Here is a 24,534-nt window from a genome sequence, read left to right as displayed (position 1 = left end):
ATGGCGGACCGGGTAGTGCTGGACGACGCCGTGCTTGCGGAGGCTGGGTCGGCATTGATCGCCGCCGCCCACCTGATGGTGGCCGAGAACGCGCGGCGACCGAGCGCGATGCTCGAGAGCCAGAGCGGCATTGGAGACGACGTCGAACAGTACATGCGCGGACTGCAGCTCGCGCGTTCGGCGCTGTCGCGTGCAGCTCGAACCGCCAGCGAGGCCGTCGCCGACATGATGCGAGACAGCGACACGCTCGACCGAAAGATCGCGGGGGCGCTCAGCGGCGGGTTCGCGGCGAAAGGGGGCGGGCGATGACGGTCGTCCCTGGGGCGCGCGAGGCGTTGGGGGCTGAGACGCCGATTCACGGTAGTCCTGACGAGGTAGCGCCGCTTGCCAGTTTTGCGCGGGGAGTGGCGGAGGACGCCGCGCTCTTTGGGCGGCACGTCGCGGGGGCGCGAAACTCACTCGAGCGCCAACACAGCATCGGGGTGACCCGGCTCATCGGCAAGCTCAGCGCGGGCCTGCAGCCGGGTGCGGTCGCGCTGCACGAGAGTGCCGTCGGCGGGCAGTACGCGCTCGATCGCTACGCCGCGGAGGTGTTCGAGATCCACGCAGAGGCGAGGGCCCAGCTTGAGCGAGCGGCCGGTGCGCTCGACAACATTCGTGGGTCGGCGCGGGCAATTGAGGCAATTGCGGCCGCGATCGGCGTTCGCGGCGACTACCACTGGGACGAAGGCGTCTCTACCGTGATGCCCGAGCCAGCGCCCCTCAGTTTTGCGGGAGCTCTGCCGCGGGCTGAGGGCCCGAACGTTGGAGCAATGCTGCGCCATGCGTATGAGGAGCCCTGGCGAGTAGCGGCGCGGCGCTGGCGAGACGCGTTGGATGAGCTCGCGCAGGTACGCCGCCTCTGGAACAGTTTGCTCGAGCGGCGACGGCGTGCGGAGTCCGCATTGCGGGCGTCGATATATGCCACCGAGATCGGACAGCTCATCACGCTCGGACCTGGCGCTGATGAGCCCGCCGCCCTCTTCCTTTCCCGTGCGGTCGTCGGCAGCGCTGGGAACGGGGAACAGAGTCCAGCCGTCGCCGCGAGATCTCACCCCCTGCTCGCACGGCTCATCGGCAGCCGGTCTGGCGAGGACTCGTGGGACCAGCCGCCCGACCCGACCGTGGTCGCGCGCAACTGGGCCAGGCTCAGCGCCGACGAGCAACAGCGGCTGGTCACTGAGGTGCCCTGGGTCATCGGTAACCTGCCGGGTCTCCCGTTCGCAGTGCGCGACGCGGCGAACCGCGAACAGCTCGAGTACTTCATATTGCATCCCGATGAGCTCGGCCCGACCCATCGCGTCGCGGTCGACGAGTTGATGAAGGTACTGGAAAAGGAGCGGTTGCGTGTTGCTGAGCGTGGGGTGGCCAGCCCACCGGTGAGTCTGGTGGCGTTCGACGTCACCGGCGAGGTGCCGAGAGCGGCAGTCGGCTATGGAGACCTCGATGCTGCTCAGAACCTGAACTGGGTCATCCCCGGGATGTTCAACGACGTGCACGAGGGCCTGGCGGGGTGGGACAGGGCCAGCCGACACATTTTGCGTGCGCAGCATGACGAACTCCGCCACGGGGAGAGAGGAGATGAGGGAAGCGCGCTCATCACCTACTTCGAGTACGACACTCCAAACCTCCTGACAGTGTTATCTGCCGAGACTGCCCGCATTGCGGCATCGCGTCTCGCCGCTGAATTGGATGGATCGTCCGCCACCCGTCAGGGGAACCAACCCATGACAAACCATGGAGTCTTGGCGCACTCATATGGCACTACGGTCGCTGCGAACGCATTGTTGCTGACTCGGATTCCCGTGCAGAGTGTCACTCTCGTCGGCTCCGCGGGGTTGGACAGACGGCGAGTGGTTTCACTTTCCGCACTCAATGTTGACCGAGACGTAGCCGGTCGATCCCGGATCTACACAACAATGGCGACGGCAGACTCGACCGCACCGTTCGGGTCGCAACTTTCCTACCGCATGCAGCCCAATCCCGAGGCTGCAAGGTCGACGGCGCAATTTGTCGAAGGCGCTCAGGTTTTCTCATCAGATGGTGCCGGCGATCTCGTGCCGGTTACGGGACACGGCGTCACCCGCGGTGATGGGGGTGGATACCTGGACAAGCGCACTCAGTCGCTGGACAGCGTCGCCAAATTGACCGTCGGTGAGCTTGCGAACATCTCGGGCGGATTGAGGCCGGGAACCAGAGGGGCTCCGTCTCCGAGGGAACGGATCTCCGCATTGACTTTGGGAGGTCCGTAATGAATACACAACTGATCGAGCTCGGGCTGGTGGTAATTATGGCGATAGGTATTGGCGGATGTAGCGAAAGGCCAGTCGTCTCGGAAGCGAAAATACTCGAGCACGATTCGCTTGGAGACCAAGAGGCCTGGGTGCAGTCCCAAACAGAGGGAGCCTTAGCTGCACTCGGGCCTTCGGAAGGGTGGTGGGTAGACGTTCCCGAACTGCAATGGCCGCGTGACAAGGAGAAGATTATTCGTGGCGCCGAGACCGAGATCTGTCGCTCAGGGCCGATCAATCGACGCCCGGGTCGACTGATCCTCGACGTTTCGAACGACACATACGGAGATCCCGTGGAAGGAAGCAAACGGCTCTGGAACTACTGGGAGGAGCAAGGCTGGGTCGTCTCGTACGTTATCGATCCCGCAGAGCAAACGTCTGGCAGGATTGATTTTCGTGCAGACCGAGAAGACGGTGCCATGCTCGGATTTAGTGGGAGCCCGCTCTATTCCACAATCTCGATCAACTCATCCTGCTCGGACGACCTCTCCGTGATGGAGCGCTATTGAGGGGAAGCGGGCAGCGACGCCGCCGCGGCCACGAGCGCGCGGATCCGCTCTATCGCGCGGGCGCCCTCCGCGGCGTCTCGGGCGATCAGCTGCTTAAACACGAGGCCGTCGAGCGCGAACCAGATCACCTCGGCGAGGTCCTGATCGACCACGCCAAGCTCGCGAAGCCGCTCGGACGAAGCCCGACGGTACGTCTCGTAGTAGGCGTCGATCAGCGGCCGTAGCTCGGGCTTCCGACGTGCCTCGAGGAGGAGTTCGTACTGGAACGCCTGCATGTCGGCCTCGCGCTCGGCCAGCGAATCGATGCCCTCGGCAAAGCCCGCCACCGATGGCACGCGTCCCGTCATATTCGTCGAGCTCATGCTCTGCTGCACCGCATACTCGAGCGCGGCTTCAATCAGCGCGTCGCGAGAGCCGAAATGGTGTCGCACGAGCCCATGCGAGACGCCGGCCTCCAACGCCACCGCGCGGTGCGTGAGCGAACGCAGGCCGCCGCGGGCCACCACAGTAATCGTCGCGCTGAGCAGGGCGTCGCGCCCCGAAACCTGATTCACACCCACACCCTAGCGCGCCGAGAAGTTACGCAAACGCCATCACACCCAGCATGAGCGTGCCCGCAACGGTCTCCACCACTGGCATCCGCCCGTGTGCCGCACGCGGACGTGTGCGCAGCTGACCCACGAGGCAGGCGAGGCTCGCCAGCACGAAGATCGCGGGCAGCGCGACGAGCCACCGGGCCGGATCCTGCGAATGATGCACGGGCGCTACCGAGCTCGCAGCCGTGCCCACGAAGTGACTGCCATGGGCGCCGGCGACGAGCAGCCACGCGCATGCCACGGGCAGAAGGTTCCGGTGCAGGCCGGCGAGCGCCGAACCGCCCCGCGGGGCCCCAAAACGAGAGATTGCGGCAAGCGCCAGCGACGATGCCACGAGGGCGAGCGCCCACCAGGCGGCGGGCACCGCTCGCACGAGCGTCGCTTCAATCATCGCGATCGGCATGACGAGCGCCGGTAGTACCGCCCCGATGTGTCGCAGGCCCAACGAGTACGTCGCGAGACGCCGCTGGCCGGGACTCGGTGAGAACCGAATCCCGGCCAGCGGGTGCAGCGCGCAGGCCGCGCAGATCAGGGCGCTCACGATCATGAGCACCGGGGCGACCTAGAGCGTGTTTCCGAGCTTGAAGCCCTTTTCGCCGTCTTCGTCGCGGGTGTACGAGAAGCCGTCGGCCCCGATGGTCACGGCCATCTCCGAGTCGTCGGTGCGCGCGATGACCGGCTGGGGGTTGCCGTCGAGGTCGAGTACGAGCGAGCCATCCGTGTACCAGGACGGGACGACGGGGTTGCCCCACCAGTCGCGGCGCTGGTTGTCGTGCACATCCCACGTCACGACAGGGTTGTCGGGGTCGCCGGTGTAGTAATCCTGCGTGTAGACCTCGACGCGGTGGCCGTCGGGATCGCGCAGGTACAGGTAGAACGCGTTCGAGACGCCGTGGCGGCCGGGGCCGCGTTCGATGTGGTCGGACATGCGCAGCGCCCCGAGCTTGTCGCAGATCGCGAGGATGTTGTGCTTCTCGTGGGTCGCGAAGCAGACGTGGTGCATGCGCGGTCCGTCGCCCCCGGTCATCGCGGTGTCGTGCACGGTCGGCTTGCGACGCATCCAGGCGGCGTAGACCGTGCCCTCCGCGTCCTGAATGTCCTCAGTGACCCGGAAGCCGAGGTTCTGCATGTAACCCACGGCGCGGGGCACATCGGGCGTGATCTGGTTGAAGTGATCCAGCCGTACGAGCTCGCCGGGGACGTGCAGGTCGTAGCGCCACGACATCCGCTCCGTGTGCTCGGTCTGGAAGAAGAACTCGTACGGGAACCCGAGCGGGTCGACGACGCGCACCGAATCGCCGATCCCCTTCACGAAGCCTTCGGGGTTGCGGCGCACCTCGCATCCGAGTTCCTCGAAAAACGCCACGGCCTTGTCGAGGTCCTCGGCTGCGCGCACGCGGTACGAGAACGCGGCGACCGCAGCCAGCGGGCCCTTGCGCAGCACGAGGTTGTGGTGGATGAATTCTTCGGTGGAGCGAAGGTAGATCGCCTCGTCATCCTCGGTCGTGACATACAGGCCGAGCACGTCGACATAGAACGCCCGCGAGGCCGCGAGGTCCGTGACGATGAGTTCCATGTATGCGCAGCGCAGAATATCGGGCGCCTCGGAGGTGGCCATGTGAATCGGGTTGGCTGCCACGATGGGGGCCTCCTTGGTCACCCAAAAGCCTGCCGACTGCTTGTCTTCTTCATTGAGCTTTGCCATGATTTCGCTTCCTTGCGTGTAGTGGCCGTGCGAGTTACTTGCCTGCGCCGAAACGCGGGCTGTGTGCTTCGTTCAGGGTGATCTGGATCGACTGCTGCGTCGTGTAGAAATCGACCGAGCGATAGCCGCCCTCGCGGCCAAGACCCGACGCCTTCACGCCGCCGAACGGGGTGCGGAGGTCGCGCACGTTGTTCGAGTTCAGCCAGACCATGCCCGACTCAATGCCGTGCGCGAAGTTGTGTGCGCGCTTCAGGTTCGAGGTCCAGACGTAGGCGGCCAGGCCGTACTTCGTGTTGTTCGCGAGCTCGAGCGCTTCCTCGTCGGTGTCGAAGGGGGTGATCGCGACGACCGGGCCGAAGATCTCCTCCTGGAAGATGCGCGCATCGGGGGCCACGTCGGCGAACACGGTCGGCGCGACGTAGTTGCCCTCGGGGAAGCCCTCGGGGCGGCCGCCGCCGGCGACGAGGCGGCCCTCGCCCTTGCCGATCTCGACGTAGCTCATGACCTTCTCGAAGTGGCTCGGGTGCACGAGTGCGCCCACTTCGGTCGCCGGATCGGAGGGCAGTCCGATGACGATGTTCTTCGCCCGTTCGGCGTAGCGCTCAACGAAGTCGTTGTAGATGGAGCGCTCGACGAGCACCCGGCTGCCGGCGGTGCAGCGCTCGCCGTTCAGGCTGAAAACGCTGAACACGGTGGCGTCGAGTGCCTCCTCAAGGTCGGCGTCGGCGAACACGACCGACGGGCTCTTGCCGCCGAGCTCGAGCGAGAGGCTCTTCAGCAGCGGGGCGGCGTTCGTCGAGATCATCGCGCCCGTGGAGCTGTCGCCAGTGAACGAGATGAGGGGCACGTGGGGGTGCTTGACGAGCGCGTCGCCCGCGACGCTGCCCGAGCCCAGGATCAGGTTGAAGACGCCGTCGGGCACGCCCGCCTCGCGGAAGATCTCGGGCCACAGCGCCGCCGAGAGCGGGGTGTAGCTCGCCGGCTTCAGCACGACGGTGTTGCCGGTCGCGATCGCGGGTGCGAGCTTCCACGACTCCTGCATGAACGGCACGTTCCAGGGGGTGATGAGGCCGGCCACGCCGATCGGCTTGCGGTTCACATAGTTGATCTGGCGGCCCGGCACCTTGGTGACGTTGTCGTGCTGCGCGACGATCAGGTCGGCGAAGAAGCGGAAGTTCTCGGCGGCACGGCGGGCCTGGCCCTTTGCCTGCGTGATGGGCAGGCCGGAATCCCAGCTCTCGAGCAGCGCGAGCTGCTCGTCGCGGGACTCGACGATGTCGGCGACCTTGTGCAGGATGCGCGAGCGTTCGCGCGGGAGCATCTTTGGCCAGGGGCCCTCGTCGAAGGCGCGCTTCGCGGCGGCCACCGCGAGTTCGACGTCTTCCGACTGCGCCGATGCAGACGTGATGTAGACCTCGTTCGAGACGGGCTCGATGACGTCAAACTCCTGGCCACCGATCGAGTCGACGAACTTGCCGTCGATGAAGTGACGAATCTTGTCGGGCAGGCCCGCGGGCTTCTCGTGGATCATGTGCTTCTCCTGAGGGTGAGTGGTGAGATACGTGTGGGGGAGGGGCCTAGGCGGCCGGGGCGGCTTCTTGGGCTTCGGCGAGGTGGCGGTGTTGCTCGTCCGAGTAGGCCAGTACCGCGTCGAGTGTTGCGGTGCGGTGGGCCCGGGCGGCGGTCTCGATCTCGTCGACGGGGGCCCGTGACTCGATGAGGCGGAGGAGGCGCTCATGCTCTTCGACCGAGTCGCCAGCGCGTCCGGGGACGAAGCTGAAAGACGAGTTCCGCAGCATCTTCATGCGGTTCCAGCCCCGGTGGACGAGGTCGAGGATGTGCGGGTTCGGGCAGCTCTCGAAGAGCACGCTGTGGAACTCGAGGTTCAGGGCAGTGAAGCGCTGCGGGTCGAACGCCTCGAGCGTCTCGCGCATGGTCTGGTTGATCTCGCGCGCCCGCTTGATTTGGTCGGCCGAGATGTCGGGGGCCGCGAGCGCGGTTGCCGCCCCCTCGACGAGCGCGAGCGTCTGCATGGTGTGCAGATACTCGGTCTCTTTGAGGAGCGCGACCTGCGCACCGACGTTGCGTTCGAACGTGACGAGGCCTTCGGCCTCGAGCTGCCGGATCGCCTCGCGCACCGGGACGACACTCATATCGAGCTCGTCGGCAATCTGGCCGAGGACGAGGCGGTACCCGGGGACAAAGCGCCCGTCAGAGATACGCTGCTGAATGTAGTCGTGAGCGGCGTCGACCTTGCTCATGCGCCACCACCTCCTGCGGACTCCGCGGCGTACTTCGCCTGCCACTCGGCGTTCATGGGGAACAACCCATCGACCGGGTGCCCCTCGGCCACACGCGCCGCGACCCAGGCGTCGGCCGCTTCCTGCGCGGCAGCCTCGGCTGCGACCTCAGCGAGGAGGAACGGCGGGATAACAATGACACCGTCGCGGTCGCCCATGATGATGTCGCCGGGCTGGACAGCCGCGCCGCCGCAGGCAATCGTGACGTCGGTCTCCCACGGCACGTGCCGACGGCCGAGCACGCTCGGGTGCGCCCCCTGCGAGAAGACGGGGATGTCGAACTCCTGCACCGCGGCGAAGTCACGCACGCCGCCGTCGGTGACGATGCCGGCGGCGCCGCGCACCTGGGCGCGCAGCGCGAGCACATCGCCCACCGTGCCGGTGCCGCGCTCGCCGCGGGCATCGACGACGAGTACCTCGCCGGCGCCGACGGTGTCGAACGCGCGCTTCTGTGCGTTGAAGCCGCCAGCGTGCGCGGTGAAGAGGTCCGGGCGGAACGGGATGAAGCGCAGCGTCTTCGCCGTCCCGAGCATCTGGTCGCCCTCGTGGTTGGGGTGCACTCCGTCGATGAAGATGTCGACGTAGCCGCGTTTGCGCAGCGCCGACGAGACCGTGGCGACGGCAACGCCCGACAGCTGGGCACGAATCTCGTCGGTCAGGACGGGAACCGATGGGGCAGGATCCTGCTCGGCCGACAGCGGTGTCGCGCGGCCAGCGGCAACCGCGGCCGCGTGTTCCGCCTCGCTGCCCCAGGCCTCGAGCCGCTGCGTGTCGTCCACCGCGGGGCCCGAGCCGAAGTCACCGAAGGGCACGGTGCCCTGGGTGACGGTGGTCACCAGGCGGCCACTGCTCGGCGCGCCGGGAGCGTTCGGGGCGTCGACTTCGACCTCGACCACGTCGCCGGGCAACACGACCGAGGATCCTGCCGGCGTGCCGGTCAGGATCACGTCGCCGGTCTCGAGCGTCATGAGCTGCGAGAGGTCCGCGACCAGCTGGCCGAAGCTGAATTTGAGGGTGTCCGTGGTGTCTTCCTGCACCAGCTCGTCGTTGACCCAGGTGCGCACGCGCCAGTCACCCTCGCCGAGCCCCTCGGTCGAGATCGAGGTGGGGCCGATCGGGGTGAACCCGTCGCCGCCCTTCGAGCGCATGTTTGAGCCTTTGTCGACCGCGCGCATGTCGTAGATGCCGAAGTCGTTCGCGGCGGTGACGCTCTTGATGTGGCTCCAGCCCTGTTCGGGCGAGACGCGGCGTGCGGGCTCGCCGATCACGAGGGCGACCTCGCCCTCAAACGCCAGCAACTCGGTGCCGGCAGGGCGCTCGATGGTGCCGCCGGTCGGGGCGAGTGACGAGGAGGGCTTCAGGAAGTACGAGGGCTGCGCGGGCGTCCGGCCGCGCTGATCCATGCGGGACGGATAGTTCAGGTGGACGGCAATGATCTTGCCGGGGGTATCGATTCCGTAGGTCACAATTGCCTCGTCTTTCGAGTGAGCTGGGGGCGATCCGGAGCACTATATTTCATATCGTATACGATCCGGTGGGGTTTGGGAACTATGCTGCCGGGTTCTCTGGTGAACTCGGATTGCTCCGGCAACTGCGGGGATAGGCTCATCTGTCGCCTAGTAGCTGCCCCGGGGCGGAGCGCTGGGCGGAGTGTTGCTCGATCCTGCCTGCACGAAACGCTCGGCGAGCGCCTCGGTCTGCCGGGCCAGGATCGCGACGTCGGCCCCCACCGCGACGAAGGACGCGCCCTCGGCGAGGTAGCGCTCGGCGTCGGCCGGCACGAACGCATTGACGCCGACCGGCTTCCCTGCGGCGAGACCCGCGCTAATGGCGCGCAGCACGCCCTCGACCACATCGGGGTGCGACTGCTGGCCAAGGAGCCCCATCGATGCCGCGAGATCGGCCGGGCCCACGAAGATTGCGTCGACGCCGTCGGTCTCGACGATGCGCTCGACGTCGGCGACCGCCGCCGCCGACTCGATCTGTACTGTGAGGCTGATGGTCTCATCTGCCCTGCCGAGATAGCCCTCGACCCGATTCCACCGAGACGAGCGGGCGAGTGTGCTGCCGACCCCGCGCACGCCATTGAGGGGGTAGCGGACCGCGCGCACGATCTCCGCGGCCTGCTCGGCGGAGTCAACCATCGGGATGAGCAGGTTCTGCACGCCGAGGTCGAGGAACTGCTTGATCGTGACGACGTCGCCGGAGGGTGGACGCACTACCGGCGTTGACGGGTAGGCCGACATCGCGTAGAGCTGGGCGAGGATGGACTCGAGGCCGTTCGGGGAGTGCTCGGCGTCGAGCAAGACCCAGTCGATGCCGCTGCCCGCGACGATCTCGGCGGCGATCGGACTGCCAGAGCAGACCCAGAGGCCGATCTGCGGGCGCTTGGCGTGCGCGAGGCGGTCCGACAGCGTCGGCGGAAGCTCTAGGCGAATCGGCATGAGATGGTCCCCAGCGTTCCGTAGTCAGCGTGCACGGTATCGCCGCGCTCGACCCACATGGGGCGGGTGAACGAGCCGGCCAGCACAATGTCGCCGGCGTTCAGGGACTGGCCGTGTTGGGCGAGCTTGTTCGCCAGCCAGGCGACGCCCATCGCGGGGTGGCCGAGGATCGCGGCGGCGACGCCGGACTCCTCAATGGTCTCGTTGCGCGAGAGCAGTGCCGACACCCAGCGCAGGTCGACCTGGTCGACCTTGACCGGGCGACCGCCGATAACCATCGCACCCATCGCGGCGTTGTCGCTGATCGTATCGACGATGGTGCGCCCCTCCATCACGAGGTGAGAGTTCAGGACCTCGAGGGCGGGTACGACGTAGGCGGTCGCGTCGAGCACATCGAAGATGGTGGTGTGCGGGCCGGTGAGGGGCTTGGCGAGCACGAAAGCCAGCTCGACCTCAATGCGCACGTTCGAGAAACGGTCGAAGTCGATGACCGAGCCAGATTCGATCACCATGTCGTCGAGAATGACGCCATAATCGGGCTCGGTGATGCCGGTCGCGACCTGCATGACCTTCGAGGTGAGGCCGATCTTGCGGCCCACGACGCGGCGCCCTTCGGCAATCTTGCGTTCCGTCCAGGCGCGCTGCACCGCATAGGAGTCGTCGACGACCATTCCGGGGTAGCGGCCGGTGAGGATGGGGAGCAGTTCCTTGGAAGCGTCCGCCGCGATCAGCTCGTCGGCGATCTGCAAGTGTTGTTCAGCGCTGAGCATGGCACTCGATTCGGTTAGGGAAGCGGAATGCTTCAGATCGTATACGATTCCCGTTTTTGGCGCGACGATTCGAGGTTACTTGCGGGTCACAGAAACTCGCGGTAGCATCACAACTTTGTCGGGGTAAGATGAGCTAATGACTTCTTCTGAGAACCCCGCGCCGACAGAGCGCGACGATTCCCCCAACTTGAGTACTGAAGCCGGGGCCGGTGCGGTGGAATCTCATGTTGACGCTGCCGAGGCCCCCGCAGTGGTGGCCGCTCCCGCCGCCGAACCTGAGCGCCCCGGCTTTGACACGCTCGGCCTCGACCCCCGCGTGCTGCGTGCCGTGAAGGACCTCGGCTACGAGACCCCTTCCGCCATTCAGGCCGCCACTATCCCCGTGCTGCTCGACGGGCGCGACGTCGTCGGCCTCGCGCAGACCGGTACCGGCAAGACGGCCGCGTTCGCGCTGCCGATCCTGTCGCGCATCGTTCCCGGCCAGGGCGTACCCCAGGCCCTCGTGATTGCGCCGACCCGTGAGCTCGCGCTCCAGGTCTGTGAGGCGTTCGGCAGCTTTGCCGCACACCTCCCCGAGGTGCACATGCTTCCCGTCTATGGCGGCCAGGCCTACGGCCAGCAGCTCTCGGCTCTGCGCCGCGGCGTCGACATCATCGTCGGCACCCCGGGCCGCATCATGGACCACCTCAAGAAGGGCACGCTTGATCTCTCGCAGATCAAGTACCTCGTGCTTGACGAGGCCGACGAGATGCTCAAGATGGGCTTCGCTGAGGACGTCGAGACGATCCTTGCCGATACGCCCCAGAGCAAGCAGGTCGCGCTGTTCTCGGCCACGATGCCCGCTCAGATTCGCCGCATCTCGCAGCAGTACCTGAACGACGCCGCCGAGATCAAGATCCAGGGCAAGACGCAGACCAGCTCGAGCATCACGCAGCGCTACGTCGTGGTGTCGTACTCGCAGAAGGTCGACGCGCTCACCCGCGTGCTCGAGGTCGAAGACTTCGACGGCATGATCGTCTTCACGCGTACGCGTGGCGACAGCGAGCAGGTCGCTGAGAAGCTGCGCGCGCGTGGCTACTCGGCCGCCGCGATCAACGGCGACGTGCCGCAGAACCTGCGTGAGCGCATGGTCGAGCAGCTCAAGTCGGGCGCGCTGGACATCCTGGTCGCCACCGACGTCGCGGCCCGCGGCCTTGACGTCGAGCGCATCAGTCACGTCATCAACTACGACCTGCCGATTGACACCGAGTCGTACGTGCACCGCATTGGCCGCACCGGCCGCGCTGGCCGTTCGGGCGACGCGATCAGCTTCGTCACCCCGCGCGAGCGTCGCCTGCTGACCGCCATCGAGAAGGCGACGAAGCAGCCGCTCACGCAGATGCCGCTTCCGAACGTTGAGCAGGTCAACGCGACCCGCCTGTCGCGCTTCGACGATGCGATCACCGCGTCACTCGAGAAGACCGCTCGGGTCGCACTGTTCCGCGACATCATCGCGCACTACGTGCGTCACCACGATGTCCCCGAGACCGACGTGGCTGCGGCCCTCGCGATCGTGGCGCAGGGCAAGACCCCGCTGCTGCTCACGGAAGATGACGACCGTAAGTTCGAGCGCGACCGCAAGCAGGCCGCTGGCTTCCTTGACGGCAGCGGCGGAAACGACCGCGACTCGCGTGGCGGCCGCGAGCGCCCGGAGCGCACGACCTCGCGCCCGAGCCGCGACGACCTCGCGATGTACCGCATCGCCGTCGGCCGTCGCCACAAGGTGCTTCCCGGCCAGATCGTGGGCGCCCTCGCCAACGAGGGTGGCCTCTCGCGCGATGACTTCGGCCGCATCCAGGTGCGCGACGACTTCTCGCTCGTCGAGCTGCCCAAGAACCTGACGAAGGAACAGCAGGATCGCCTCTCGGGTACCCGCATCAGCGGCAAGCTCATCGAGCTCGGCCCGGACCGTGGCCCGCAGCGCGGCAGCTACGAGCGTGGCGCTGACCGCGGCGGGGACCGTGGCGGCTACAAGGGCAACAACGATCGCGGCGACCGCGGTGGCTACAGTGGCGGCAGCGACCGTGGCGGCTACAAGGGCAACAGCGACCGCAACGATCGCGGTGGCGACCGCGGCGGCTACAGTGGCGGCAGCGACCGCGGTGGCTACAAGGGCAACAACGACCGCAACGATCGCGGTGGGTACAGCGGCGGCAGCGACCGTGGCGGTTACAAGGGCAACAACGACCGCGGTGGCGACAGCCGCGGTGGTGGCTACAACGGTGGCGGCGACCGCAAGCCGCGCTGGTAACTCACTCACTCTGAGGTGATGATGCAGTGGTGCGCCCTCGGCAGAAATGCCGACGGGCGCATCACTGCGTTGGGGGTGCACGCTGACGGGAGCCCGGGGGAGTCCACAGAGCTGAGCCCTGCGGACTTCCTCGAGTTTGTGCGCCGCGCTGAGTCCGAACATGCGCCCCGCTGGGTGTGGAACGACACGACGCTCTGGGCACCCGCGCTCCTCGAACGGGGCGTGCGCGTCACCCGCTGCCACGACCTGCGCCTGAGCCACGCGATCCTGCGCCGCTCCGCGCACGTCGCGGATCGACGAGACATCATCGCGGCGACCCAATGGGACATGGGCCCCGAGGATCCTGCCCCGAAGCCCGTCGCGTCGGCCCTCTTCGAGTTGGAGCCGACACGACGAAACGGAGTGCCGGGCGAGATCGCCGAGGTACGCGCCGAGTTTGCGCGGCAGCGCGCTGCCCTCGATGCGGGCGACGGCCGGCTCCGGCTGCTCGTCGCCGCGGAATCGGCAGGGGCGCTGGTGGCCGCTGAGATGCAATCCGCGGGCCTGCCCTGGGACGTCTCTGAGCACGACAGGATCCTGCGCGAAACCCTCGGGCCGCGCCCCTCAGTCGGCGCTCGCCCCGAAATCATGGCGGCGCTCGCCGAGGAGATCGGGCGCGTGCTCGGCAACCCGAAGGTGAGTGTCGATTCCCCGCCCAAGCTGCTGCGCGCGCTCCGCGATGCCGGCCTGCAGGTCGAGTCGACCTCGCAGTGGGAGATCGCGGAGATCGAGCACCCGGTGATCGAGCCGCTCCTGAGGTACAAGAAGTTGTCCCGACTGATGACGGCGAACGGGTGGAGCTGGATCGACGAGTGGGTGCAGGACGGCCGCTATCACCCGGTCTACGTGCCCGGCGGGGTCGTCACTGGCCGGTGGGCGTCGAGCGGTGGCGGTGCGCTGCAGCTTCCCCGGCAGCTGCGCCCCGCGCTCCGGGCCGACCCGGGGTGGACGTTCGTGTCGGCGGACGTCGCGCAGCTGGAGCCGCGGGTGCTCGCGGCGATGTCGGGGGACCGGGCGATGGCGGCGGCCGGATCCGGCACCGATTTGTACGCGGGCCTCGTCGAGGGCGGCGTCGTGGCGACCCGCCAGGAGGCCAAGATTGCGGTACTCGGGGCCATGTACGGCGCCACCACCGGTGACAGCGGGCGGCTCGTGCCGCGGCTGCGGAAGAGCTTCCCCGTAGCGATGCGGCTTGTGGACGACGCCGCGTCGACGGGCGAGCGGGGCGGCATCGTCTCCACCTGGCTCGGGCGTTCGTCCCCTGAACCCAGCCCGGAGTGGGTGGAGTCTCAGGCCCGAGCGAGCCAGCCAGGGGCGACCGCCCGCGACGAGCGCGAGGCGCGGCGGGTCGCGCGCGACTTTGGCCGGTTCACGCGCAACTTCATCGTGCAGGGCACGGCTGCGGAATGGGCGCTGGCGTGGATCGCAGACCTCAGGCTGCGGCTCTTGGGATTCCCGGGCGTGCCGGAAGATCAGGCGGCGGATCCTTCCGGCCCCGCGTTCTCTCGGAGCCCCCACTTGGCCTTCTTCCTGCACGACGAGGTGATCGTGCACACGCCGATCGAACAGGCCGATGCCGTTGCCGCCGAGGTTACTGCGGCTGCCGACGCTGCGGGCCGGCTGCTTTTTAGCGGAGGGCTCGTAGACTTCCCTCTCGACGTGCGCATCGCGGAGCGCGCCAGCAAAGATTGAGTCGCACGCACGACGGGAGCCAGGTCCCCAGTTGCGCGCATCTGCTTCCAAAATTCCCGGAGCGAACCTACGGTGGACCCAGTGCTTAAATTTGCCGGCCAGAGTCAGGGATGCACATGAACGTCGATCCAGCAGGTATTGCACAAGTTCTTCGCGAGCAATCCGCGGGGGAGGTGCTGCTGCCAGGCGATCCGGGATATGACGACGCGGTGCGAGGCCACAACCACTCGGCGAAGCGCGCGCCATCGGTGGTCTTTCGCGCGCGGGATGCAGCCGGAATCGCCACGGCCGTCGGCATCGCGGTGACCCACGAGGCCACCGTCGGAGTCATGTCGACCGGCCACTCCGCGCGGACGCTGCCAGACGTCGACCTGCTCATCCTCACCTCAGCGCTTCGAGAGATCACGATCGACCCGAAGGCAGGCACCGCTGCGGTGGGGGCCGGCGCGGTGTGGAGCGACATTGTGGCCGCGGCAGCCCCCGCAGGGCTCGCGCCGCTCTGCGGCTCGCACGGGTCGGTCGGCGCCGTCGGCTACATTCTGGGCGGCGGGATCGGCCCGCTGGGCCGACAGTTCGGGTTTGCTGCAGATCGCGTGCGGTCCCTCGAGGTCGTCACCTCAGATGGCCAGCAGCTCATCGTCGATGACGAGCATCACGGCGACCTCTTCTGGGCGCTCCGCGGTGGGCGGCACGGGCTCGGAATTGTGACCTCAATCACGTTCGAGCTCGTGCCCGCGGCGACGATCGTGGGCGGGTCGATCTTTTTCCATTCCGAGAATGCGACCGAGATCTTTACGGCATATGCCGATTGGACGAGGGCCGCAAGTGATGAAGTGAGCTCGAGCCTCGCCGTGATGCGCTTTCCGGACATGGAGATGTTCGGCCCGATCCTGCGCGGGCGCACCGTCGTGCAGGTGGAGCTCACGCACACGGGCGATGAGGCGGCGGCCGAGGCGGAGCTTCTGGACCTGCGGGGGTGGGGTGAGGTGCTGATCGATGACGTGCGGCAGCGCCCGTTCGCCGAGTTGGTTGCCGAGATCCCTGAGGGGCCGGGCTGGACTGGCGCGGTGGCGCTTCGGGAACTCACCCCCGAGGCGATCCGCACGATGCTCGGCGTCGTGGGTCCCGATCAGCACGTCCCGCTCATCGGCATGCAGGTGCGCCATCTGGGCGGGGCGATGCGTGAGGCGCAAGGGGTAGAGAACGCGGTCGGCGGGCGAGAAGCCGAGTACCTCGTCTTCCTGCTCGGCGCGCCGGTGCCCGAGCTCATTGCCGGGCCAATCCCGCGGCTTGGCGCGGCGCTCTTCGACGCGCTATCGCCCTGGGCGCTCGACGGGGTCGCCGTGAACTTTGCCGATCACCTGGATGGTTCGGGTCGCGCGCGATCCTGGCCCGATGCGGTGCGCGCCCGGCTCGACGAGGTGCGCGAGGCGCGCGACCCGGCGGGCATGTTCCGGCACGCGGACGGCTGACAGGCAGGCAGGCAGGCAAGCAAGCAGGGCGGGCCTTGCGCGCCCCCGCGCAGCAGTTGTCTGCGGGCGAACGATTCCGCGCAGGATCCGCCCGAACCTGACAACGTCGGAGTATCGCGGCTGCCGCCGCACTTCAACGTTGAAGAAAGGGGCTCCCATGAGCACTCCCGAGTCCACTGCAGGCGTCGCCCGCCATGTCGTCATCGTCGGAGGGGGGACCTCCGGAAACGTCCTCGCACGCCGCCTGATCGACGCCGGCCGTCGCGTCACGCTGATCGAGGCGGGCGCGCGCGATCTGAACCCCGCGATCCACGACCCCAGCCGGATGGGCGAGCTGTGGCACAGCCCCGAGGATTGGGACTTTTTCACCGTCCCGCAGGAGCACGCCGGCGGGCGCCGGCTGCACCTGCCCCGGGGCCGCGTGCTGGGTGGATCGCACGCCCTGAACGCGATGATCTGGGTGCGCTGCGCCCCCGAAGACTTCGATGGGTGGGCCGCGGCGGGCTGCGAGGGCTGGGCTTGGTCGGATGTGCTGCCGATCTACCGCGCGGTGGAGGACTCGAACCACGGACCCTCCGAGCTGCGCGGGGTGGGCGGGCTGATGCCCGTGCGCGACGATATTCCCCTGCAGCCTATCCAGGCCGCCATCGTTGAGGCCGCCGTCGAGGCGGGCCACCCGCGCAACCCCGACTACAACGGGGAATCGCTCGACGGCATCTCGCAGGAGCAGGTCACCATTGTGGACGGCGTGCGGGTGACGAGTTACACGGCGTATCTGCGTCCGGTCGAGGACAGCCCGCTGCTCGAGGTCCGCACCGGTGCCGAGGTCGAGCGCGTGCTGCTTGACCACGACGCGGACGGCGGCCTGGTCGCCCGAGGCGTCGTGCTGGTGCGGAACGGCGTGCGGGAAGAGCTGCTCGCGGACGAGGTCGTACTTTCGGCGGGAGCACTCGGATCGCCGGCGATCCTGCAGCGCTCGGGCATCGGTGCCGCCGAGACACTGCGTACCGCAGGGATCGACCCCGTACTTGAGCTTCCGGGCGTCGGGGAGAACCTGCACGATCACCTGCTGTCGCCCGTCATCTTTTCCACCGAGCGCGAGATCGGCGGGCCGCCCAGCGGCACCTCGCCGACCCAGACGCACCTGTTCTGGCGCAGCCAGCCGGATCTCGCGGTGCCCGACACCCAGCCGCTGCACTTCAGCGTTCCGATGTATCAGGAGGGCATGACGGGCCCGGGCGACGGGTTCACCCTGATGTCGGGCATCGTCACCCCGAAGAGCCGCGGTTCGCTGCGCATTACCGGCCCCTCGGTCGACGACGAAATCGCGATTGACCTCGCGGCGCTCAGCCACCCCGACGACGTCGCGAGCCTCGTCGCCTCGGTGCGGCAGTGCCGCGAGGTCGGCCGGCGGGCGGCCCTGGCTGGGGCGCCTGGCGACGGCGGCTGGGGCGCGACCGAGCTCTACCCGGGCTCAGCGGTCGGCGACGACAACGCGCTGCTCGAGGAGTACGTGCGGAACACCGCGATCACCTACCACCACCAGGTCGGTACCTGTGCGATGGGCGTGGGTGACGACGCGGTCGTCGACCCCCAGCTGCGTGTGCGCGGCGTGAACGCGCTCCGCGTCGTCGACGCCTCGATCATGCCGACGGTGACGACGGGCAACACCAACGCCCCGGCGCTGATCATCGGTGAGCGGGCCGCGACCTTCATGCTGGCGGAGGGATAGGGCGGAACCGCGGGGGCGCCCGGCCGCGGCTTCGTGCCGCGGCTGTGTGCGCGGGTTCACTGGAGGCATATGCAGGGCGCCAAGCGCGATAACCCTACAAATACCTCCAGTGACTGCCGTTCCCTGCGCCGGAGTTCAGCGAGCGACGGAGCGGCACAGGGACCTCGGGCGCGGTGACGCCGCCCCAAACTCAGTCGGCGCAGTAGACCCGGCGACCCTCGAACCACGTCTCGGTAACACGGGTCTGCACGAGCTCCGTCGCCGGGTGCGCGAACGGGTCGCGGTCGAGCACGGCGAAGTCGGCCGACTTACCGACCTCGAGTGAACCGGTCTCGCCGGCAAGGCCCATCGCCTCGGCGCCGCCGATTGTGAACGCGGCGATCGCCTCCTCGAGTGTGATCGCCTGCTCGGGCCAGAGCGTGCCCGGGTACTGCCCGCTCGGGTCTTCGCGGGTGACGAGGCCGTGGATGCCCTCCCAGGCGTTGGGGGAGGGCGAGACCGGCCAGTCCGAGCCGCCCGCGACGACGGCGCCCGTGTCGAGCAGCGCGCGGTTGGGCTGCATGCGGTCGGCGCGCTCGCGCGGCAGCACCTCCCGGATCGCCTCGACGATGGGCCCCGGCACCCAGATGAAGGGCGAGATGTCGGCCGAGACGCCCAGCGCCCCGAAGCGGGCGATGTCGTCGGGGTGGATGAACTGTCCGTGGGCGACCTGGTATCGGGTCTCGGTGTACCCCTCGGCGCGCAGCGTCTCGACCGCGTTCAACACCTCGCGGGCGGAAGCGTCGCCCGTGCAGTGGATCTTGGCAGAGAGGCCCGCGTCGGCGACCCGGCGCAGCCAGTCGGTCAGCTCTGCCGGGTTCAAGAGCGTGTCGCCGTGGAAGTGCGCGCCGTGCACGTCATCGGGGAGGTACGGCTCGATGAACGCGCCGGTGCGCGTCGGAGGCACCCCGTCGAGGAAGATCTTCACGAAGTCGGGCCGGTGGTGGCGCGTGCGAAAGCGCTCGCCGCCGAAGACGAGCTCCTCGCCGATGGTCGGGAAGCCGAAGATCTCGTCGTTGACGAGCATCGAGCTGACCACCCACGCGTCGAGGTCACCATCAGTGTCGAGCGCGTGCAGGGCGGACAGGATCCCGGTGGACACCCCGGCGTCCTGGAACGCGGTGATGCCGAACGAGTTCAAGATCTCGACGCCGCGCTTCGATGCGCGCCGCTCGTCCTCGGGTGACAGGGCGCCGGCGTCCTGTTGCGCCTGCGCGACCGGCAGCCCGGCCGCCTCGAGCAGCACGCCCGTGGCGAGTCCGGCTGCGTCGACCACGACGCCCGGCTGGCCGGCGGCGACCTGCGCGAGCTCCATCGCCCGCGTGCTCACCCAGCGGTTGTGGTGCGAGTCGTCGGAGAGCATGACGGGGCGACCTGCCGCCGCCTCGTCGAGGAGAGCGAGCGCTTCGACCGTATTAATCTCGCCGAGCCGGTCGCTCGCCCACGGACCGCCGACCACCCAGGCGTCCGCCGCCAGGGTGGTTGCGTGCGTGCGCACCGCGTCGATAATTTCCTCGAGGTGTGCGCCGATGGGCAGGCTCAGCTCGAACAGGTCCTCTTTGCCAGCGAGGAAATGGTGCGTGTGGACGTCCACGAGCCCCGGCATGAGGAACGCGCCGTCCAGCTCGCGCACCTCCGTCCGGGGCCCCGCGAGCGCGCCGATTTCGCCGCGCGAGCCGATCGCGGTGATCCGACCGGCAGAAACGGCGACGGCCTCGGCCCACGGCCGAGCCGGGTTCACCGTGTAAATACGCGCGCCCGTGAGGATCAGTTCGGGGTGAGGCTGGGTCATCGTTGACTCCGTTCGTCGAGAGGTTCGGGGTGCCGGGGCGGCTGCTCGCCGCCCCGGCAGCGGGCTTACTTCCCGCAGGCGCAGCTCGCGCCGCCGCAGCGGCACTCGTCACCCGAGCAGCACCCGCAGCCGCCGCTGACGCAGCACCCCGCGGTCATCGGGCCGGATCCTGCGCCGTCGGGCAGGTCCATCGCGGGATTCTGGTCGAGAAAGCCGTGCGGCTTGAACAGGAAGCCCGAGTAGTCGACCGGCATGATCGGCCAGTCCTCGGGGCGTGGCACGTGCGTGGGGCCGAAGACGTGCCAGAGCACGAGGTCCTCGCCGTCGAGCGAGCGGTCGTTCGCGGTCCACGCGGGCAGGCCCGCGCCGCCGGGGTGGGCATTGGGGAAGTCGCCGGCCGGGAAGCGCTCGCCGGGCGCGTACTGGGTCGCCCAGAGGTGCTCGGTCGCGAACGTCGCTCGCTGATAGACGGTCGATTCGGGCTGCGCCATGAGCGTGGGTCCGCCCTGGGGGAGCAGGCGGAAGGCCGTCGCGTGTCCGAGCTGGTTCGTGCGCTCGGCGCTGCGTACCTCCCAGACGCGCCCCGCCGCGGGGTTCGCGCTGCGCTTGGCCTCGGACTCGCTCGTCAACTGACGCTCGTTCCAGGTGAAGGCGTTGCCGTGGGGGTTGTGTGGTCCAGTCGGGATGCCCTGCACCTCGACCTCGTGCAGCGTGTTGGCCTGGCCGTCGATCGCGGTGTCCAGGCGCGCGCAGAAGAGGTGCTGGTGTACCGGCGCGAAGACCCCCGGGGCGATCTCGGGGGCGTGCGGGTTGGTGGATCCTGGGATGCCCGCGCTCGAGAAGACGATGCCCGTTGCCTTCGCCTCGAGCTGAACCGTGCCATCGAGGTAGAGGTACCAGAAGAACCCGTAGTCGTAGTTGCCGATCGTCGCGAAGTACGAGATGACGAGGCGGCGCGAGCGCCGCACCTCGGTCTTGCCGTCGAGATCCGTGTGCTTCCACAGGATCCCGTAATCCTCCTCGTGCATGCACACGACCTGCGGGATCTTCACCGGGTTGCCCTGGTCATCGGGCACAAAGCCGTCGAAGTAGTGGATGACGCCGAGGCAGTCGCAGCCGAGCGTCAGGGAGTTGGCGTTCTTGCCGAGCAGGTATTCGCCAGCGTCGAAGTAGCTGATCCAGTAGCGGCCGGGGGCGGTGTCGCCGTAGGGCACGACCATCTCGGGGACGCTCGCGCGGTGCAGTACTTCGCGCTCTTCTTCGCCGTCGCGGAACGTGAGCTGGTTCAGCACCAGGCCCTCGCGCTGGTTGAAGCCGACGCGGAACGACCAGTTCTCCCAGGTGACGAGCGAGCCGTCGACCGCGAAGCTCGGGCCCTCCGGCTGCGTGATCGAGATGGGCTTGAGTGTCGTGCGCGCCGGGCCCTGCCCAGCCGCGTCGTAGTTGCCGTGCGCCGCGGGAACCGGGACGTCGCCCTCGTCCTCGACGCGGATCACCGTGCCGCTCGACAGGTCGATGTGGACGATGAGGCCCTCGACCGGGTGCGCCCAGGGGCTGTCGTGCTCATGGTCGCGCAGGAACGTGAGGGAGCGGATGACCCGCTTGTTCGCCTCGTCCTCGCGGCCAAAGAAGCCGGGCGCGAGCGGCGCGCAGAACGCGAGCTCGATGCGGTCCTCGAGACCGCGGCGGCGCATGGCCGCCCGCCAGCCCTCAGAGGCCTTGGCGATGTCGGCCGCGCGGTCGTACTCCTCGAAGAGGTACTGGGGCTGACCCTCGGTCGCGGTATCAATGGCGCGCGAGTGCTCGACGGCGCCCGCACCGTGCACGGCGACGACGGCGATCTTCGAGGTGCCGTCGCTCGTGTCAAGCAGTACCACCTCGACGCGGCGCTCGATCGGAGCGCCCGGGGCCCACGCGGCCAGCCAGGCCTTGTCGGGGTCGAGGGGGAGCAGCTGGGCGACGCGCACGTCCGCGCCCATCAGGCCTGCGGCAACGAGGAGCTCGCGAGCGCGGGCGATCTCGGCGGCGGTCAACTGGTCCAGCGGGTGCGTGACGGTCGTGGGCTCGGTGACCCGCTGTCCGTGGGTATGGGTGGATCGATCGTCGGACATGAGTGCTCCCTTGCATACGACGGTGGTGACCTCAGTATGAACAATATTGCGCCGGCGGCAGCCGCGGCGTGCGCGACTGTACAAATGTCTTGCGGGTCTGTCCCATACGAAATCAGCGTCCGTCAGGCACAATCAAGCCCATGGATACCAACGACGCTCCATCCCACAAGCTCGCCGAGGGCCGCCCGCGCCTCGGCGTCATCGCCATCGCGCTGATGATCATCGCCGCCTCGGCACCCCTAACGGTCATCGCCGGCGGCGTCACCTCGACGTTCTCGGTGACCCACAACACGGGTGTGCCGCTCTCGTTCCTGCTCCTCGCCCTCGCCCTCGCGATCTTCGCGATCGGCTACGCCGCGATGAGTCGATACATCACGAATGCCGGCGCGTTCTACGCCTACGTCGCGCAGGGCATCGGCCGCCCGGCCGGCGTCGGCGCTTCTCTTGTCGCGCTCGTGGCGTACAACATGATGCAGATCGGCATCTGGGGCATGTTCGGCTTCCAGGTGTCGATGATCATCGCCGAGAAGACGGGCGCCAACGTTCCGTGGTGGGCCGGCGTGCTCGCCGGCATCGTCGTCGTGGGCCTGCTCGGGGTGAACCGCGTCGATCTCTCGGCGAAGGTGCTCGGCGTGCTGGTCGCGCTCGAGTTCCTCATCGTCATCGTGTTCGACGTCGTCGCCTTCGCGAACCCGGCGGAGGGCGCCGTCACGGCCGCCCCGCTGACCCCCGAAGCACTCTTCATCCCCGGCTTCGGTGCGGTCTTCGCCTTCGGCATCGCGGCGTTCATGGGTTTCGAGTCCGCGGCGATCTACGGCGAGGAGTCGAAGGACCCCCGCCGCACCGTGCCGCGCGCGACCTTCCTCGCGGTCGGCGTGATCGGTGTGTTCTACGCGATCTCCGCGTGGGCGCTCGCCGTTGCGGTGGGCCCAGAGACGATCACCGACCCCGCAGGGATCACCGCCGACGTGGCTGGCCCGCCCCTCTTCTTCGGCTTTGTCGCCCAGCACCTCGGCGTGCTCTGGGTGGACCTCATGTCGATCCTGTTCATCACGAGCATCTTCGCCGCGCTGATCGCGTTCCACAACGCGGTTGCCCGGTACCTCTTCTCGCTCGCCCGCGAGGGCGTCGTGCCAAAGGGGCTCGCGGCGGTCGGCGCCCGTTCGGGTGCCCCGTGGGCAGGATCGCTGGCGCAGACCGTGATCGCGGTCGTCGTCGTGGTGGCCTTCGCAATTGGCGAGTCGGGCTGGGACCCGGAGAAGGGCCCGTATCCCGTGGTGACGCTGTTCACCTGGCTCACCAACACCGGCGCCATGGGGCTCGTGCTGCTCATGGCGGTAGTGAGTGTCGCGGTGATCGGCTTCTTCCGCCGCGACCCGCGCAACGTCGGCGTCATCGGACGCGTCGTCGCCCCCGCAATCGCCGCGGTCCTGCTCATCGTGATCTTCATCTCGATCGCCGCGAACTTCAACGTGCTGCTGGGCCAGGCCGAGAGTAATCTCACGACCTTCCTGCTGCCGGCGCTCGTGATCGTCCCCGGCATCATCGGGACCGTCTGGGCGTACTCGATCAAGAAGTCCCGCCCCAGCGTGTACGCCGGGATCGGTCACGGCGGGGAGCTGCGCGACACCACCCAGGTGATCCGGGTTCCCGAGGACGACTCGGTCGCCTAACAACTGGGTCGCTCGACGACCTCCTTGCCTGACGTGAACGGCGGTACCGGTATGATCCGGGCCGCCGTTTTCGTCTCCCTCGCGACACACGAAACCCACTGATTGGACCCTGTTATGACTGATGCTGTTCACACCCGCCGACCCGTCCCCAACGCGGGGGCGCAGGCCGGCCGCGTCGTGCTCGTCACCGGCGGCGGCACGGGGATCGGCGCAGCGATCGCCGCCCGTTACGCCGCCGAGGGTGCGCAGGTGGTCATCGTCGGGCGACGGCGCGGGCCGCTCGAGGCGGTGGCTGCCGAGATCGGCGCGGTCGCGCTGTGCGCCGACACCGCGAACGGCGGCGAGGCCTCGGCGGCGATCGCCGCGACGCTCGCCCGCTTCGGACGGCTCGACGTGGTCGTCGCGAACGCGGGCGGCCACGGGCTCGGCACCGTGGGAGAGACGAGTGACGACGCGTGGCACCAGTCCATGCGCGCGAACCTCGACACCGCGTTCGTCACCACGCGCGCGGCGCTCGATGCCCTGATCGCCTCAGGTGGTCAGATCGTCATCGTCTCGTCGCTCGCGGGGCTATTTGCCGGCCCCGAGGTCGCGGGGTACACCGTCGCGAAGCACGCGCTGATCGGGCTCACGAAGTCCCTCGCCCGCGACTACGGCCCGCGCGGGATCCGCGTCAACGCGGTCTGCCCGGGCTGGGTGCGCACGCCGATGGCGGACGCCGAGATGGACGACTTCGCCGCGGCCGCAGGCGGCGACCGCGAGGCGGGATATCGGCGGGTGACGGGCGCGCTGCCGATCGCGCGGCCCGCCGACCCCGAGGAGATCGCCTCCGCTGTGCGCTTTCTGGGCTCGGACGAGTCGTCGTACATCACGGGCGCGACGCTCGTGATCGACGGCGGGGCGCACATCGTGGACGTCCCGACGATCGCGATGGCGGGGTAGCTCCGGACGCCCTCGTCGCCGAACACAACACCGAGGGGTGGCAAAAATCTTCTTCAAGTTTGGTGTAGGCGCACAAATCGAACCCACGGTGGGGTGAT

The 24,534-nt window shown here is 68.2% G+C and carries 19 protein-coding genes; 9 read left to right on the top strand and 10 right to left on the bottom strand.

Features of this window, described 5'->3' with window-relative positions; translation table 11 throughout:
• The 3 genes from KOE53_RS10980 to KOE53_RS10970 are packed head-to-tail and all read left to right on the top strand — an operon-like array spanning position 1 to position 2,839.
• The gene (locus tag KOE53_RS10980) at positions 1-309 is read left to right on the top strand and encodes a hypothetical protein (RefSeq protein ID WP_188058520.1); all 309 of its coding nucleotides are present in this window, start codon (positions 1-3) and stop codon (positions 307-309) included.
• Positions 306-2,291, top strand: coding sequence for an alpha/beta hydrolase (locus KOE53_RS10975; RefSeq protein ID WP_188058519.1), 1,986 nt, complete (start codon positions 306-308; stop codon positions 2,289-2,291). Before KOE53_RS10980 ends, KOE53_RS10975 begins: the two co-directional genes overlap by 4 nt.
• Entirely contained in the window at positions 2,291-2,839 is a 549-nt protein-coding gene (locus KOE53_RS10970) for a hypothetical protein (RefSeq protein ID WP_188058518.1), read from the top strand. The genes KOE53_RS10975 and KOE53_RS10970 overlap by 1 nt, the downstream gene beginning before the upstream one ends.
• Here KOE53_RS10970 and KOE53_RS10965 read toward each other — a convergent pair.
• From KOE53_RS10965 to hpaH, 8 genes are all read right to left on the bottom strand, one after another.
• On the bottom strand, positions 2,833-3,393 hold the full coding sequence (locus KOE53_RS10965; protein ID WP_188058517.1) for a TetR/AcrR family transcriptional regulator: 561 nt from the start codon (positions 3,391-3,393) through the stop codon (positions 2,833-2,835). The genes KOE53_RS10970 and KOE53_RS10965 overlap by 7 nt on opposite strands.
• Before the next feature lie 25 nt (positions 3,394-3,418).
• The gene (locus KOE53_RS10960) at positions 3,419-3,988 is read right to left on the bottom strand and encodes a hypothetical protein (protein ID WP_188058516.1); all 570 of its coding nucleotides are present in this window, start codon (positions 3,986-3,988) and stop codon (positions 3,419-3,421) included.
• Positions 3,989-3,997: 9 nt separating this feature from the next.
• Positions 3,998-5,140, bottom strand: a complete 1,143-nt coding sequence (gene hpaD / locus KOE53_RS10955) for a 3,4-dihydroxyphenylacetate 2,3-dioxygenase (RefSeq protein WP_188058515.1) — start codon at positions 5,138-5,140, stop codon at positions 3,998-4,000.
• Positions 5,141-5,174: 34 nt separating this feature from the next.
• A complete protein-coding gene (gene hpaE, locus KOE53_RS10950) occupies positions 5,175-6,671 on the bottom strand; it encodes a 5-carboxymethyl-2-hydroxymuconate semialdehyde dehydrogenase (RefSeq protein ID WP_188044666.1) in 1,497 nt (498 codons plus the stop codon).
• Between the two features lie 46 nt (positions 6,672-6,717).
• Positions 6,718-7,401 carry a GntR family transcriptional regulator gene (locus KOE53_RS10945; RefSeq protein ID WP_188058514.1) on the bottom strand — a complete coding sequence of 228 codons (684 nt, stop codon included), beginning with the start codon at positions 7,399-7,401 and terminating at the stop codon, positions 6,718-6,720.
• Entirely contained in the window at positions 7,398-8,906 is a 1,509-nt protein-coding gene (locus KOE53_RS10940; RefSeq protein ID WP_188058513.1) for a fumarylacetoacetate hydrolase family protein, read from the bottom strand. The genes KOE53_RS10945 and KOE53_RS10940 overlap by 4 nt, the downstream gene beginning before the upstream one ends.
• Positions 8,907-9,056: 150 nt before the next feature.
• On the bottom strand, positions 9,057-9,884 hold the full coding sequence (locus KOE53_RS10935; RefSeq protein WP_188044663.1) for an HpcH/HpaI aldolase family protein: 828 nt from the start codon (positions 9,882-9,884) through the stop codon (positions 9,057-9,059).
• A complete protein-coding gene (gene hpaH, locus KOE53_RS10930; protein ID WP_188044662.1) occupies positions 9,869-10,654 on the bottom strand; it encodes a 2-oxo-hept-4-ene-1,7-dioate hydratase in 786 nt (261 codons plus the stop codon). Before hpaH ends, KOE53_RS10935 begins: the two co-directional genes overlap by 16 nt.
• 136 nt (positions 10,655-10,790) lie before the next feature.
• Here hpaH and KOE53_RS10925 point away from each other — a divergent pair, with 136 nt between their 5' ends.
• The 4 genes from KOE53_RS10925 (at position 10,791) to KOE53_RS10910 (ending at position 17,879) form a co-directional block, all read left to right on the top strand.
• On the top strand, positions 10,791-12,944 hold the full coding sequence (locus KOE53_RS10925; protein WP_188058512.1) for a DEAD/DEAH box helicase: 2,154 nt from the start codon (positions 10,791-10,793) through the stop codon (positions 12,942-12,944).
• A 21-nt stretch (positions 12,945-12,965) separates the two neighbouring features.
• Positions 12,966-14,675 (top strand): bifunctional 3'-5' exonuclease/DNA polymerase, encoded by a 1,710-nt coding sequence (locus KOE53_RS10920; RefSeq protein ID WP_188058599.1) that lies wholly within the window; start codon positions 12,966-12,968, stop codon positions 14,673-14,675.
• Between the two features lie 116 nt (positions 14,676-14,791).
• A complete protein-coding gene (locus KOE53_RS10915; protein ID WP_188058511.1) occupies positions 14,792-16,147 on the top strand; it encodes an FAD-binding oxidoreductase in 1,356 nt (451 codons plus the stop codon).
• 157 nt (positions 16,148-16,304) lie between these two features.
• On the top strand, positions 16,305-17,879 hold the full coding sequence (locus KOE53_RS10910; protein ID WP_188058510.1) for a GMC family oxidoreductase: 1,575 nt from the start codon (positions 16,305-16,307) through the stop codon (positions 17,877-17,879).
• A gap of 190 nt (positions 17,880-18,069) precedes the next feature.
• On the opposite strand, the gene KOE53_RS10905 is transcribed toward KOE53_RS10910, so the two are convergent.
• Together KOE53_RS10905 and KOE53_RS10900 are read right to left on the bottom strand one after the other, a co-directional pair.
• Positions 18,070-19,710 (bottom strand): amidohydrolase, encoded by a 1,641-nt coding sequence (locus KOE53_RS10905; RefSeq protein ID WP_188058509.1) that lies wholly within the window; start codon positions 19,708-19,710, stop codon positions 18,070-18,072.
• A gap of 65 nt (positions 19,711-19,775) precedes the next feature.
• A complete protein-coding gene (locus tag KOE53_RS10900) occupies positions 19,776-21,821 on the bottom strand; it encodes a primary-amine oxidase (protein WP_188058508.1) in 2,046 nt (681 codons plus the stop codon).
• Between the two features lie 140 nt (positions 21,822-21,961).
• On the opposite strand from KOE53_RS10900, the gene KOE53_RS10895 reads away from it, so the two are divergent.
• Positions 21,962-23,494 (top strand): APC family permease, encoded by a 1,533-nt coding sequence (locus KOE53_RS10895; protein WP_251364311.1) that lies wholly within the window; start codon positions 21,962-21,964, stop codon positions 23,492-23,494.
• Positions 23,495-23,608: 114 nt separating this feature from the next.
• The gene (locus tag KOE53_RS10890; protein ID WP_188058507.1) at positions 23,609-24,436 is read left to right on the top strand and encodes an SDR family NAD(P)-dependent oxidoreductase; all 828 of its coding nucleotides are present in this window, start codon (positions 23,609-23,611) and stop codon (positions 24,434-24,436) included.
• Positions 24,437-24,534 lie beyond the last annotated feature (98 nt).

Origin of the sequence: Leucobacter sp. CX87 (genome assembly GCF_018682295.1) — a bacterium.
Classification (GTDB): Bacteria; Actinomycetota; Actinomycetes; order Actinomycetales; family Microbacteriaceae; genus Cx-87.
This window is presented reverse-complemented; position numbering and strand designations above follow the sequence as displayed.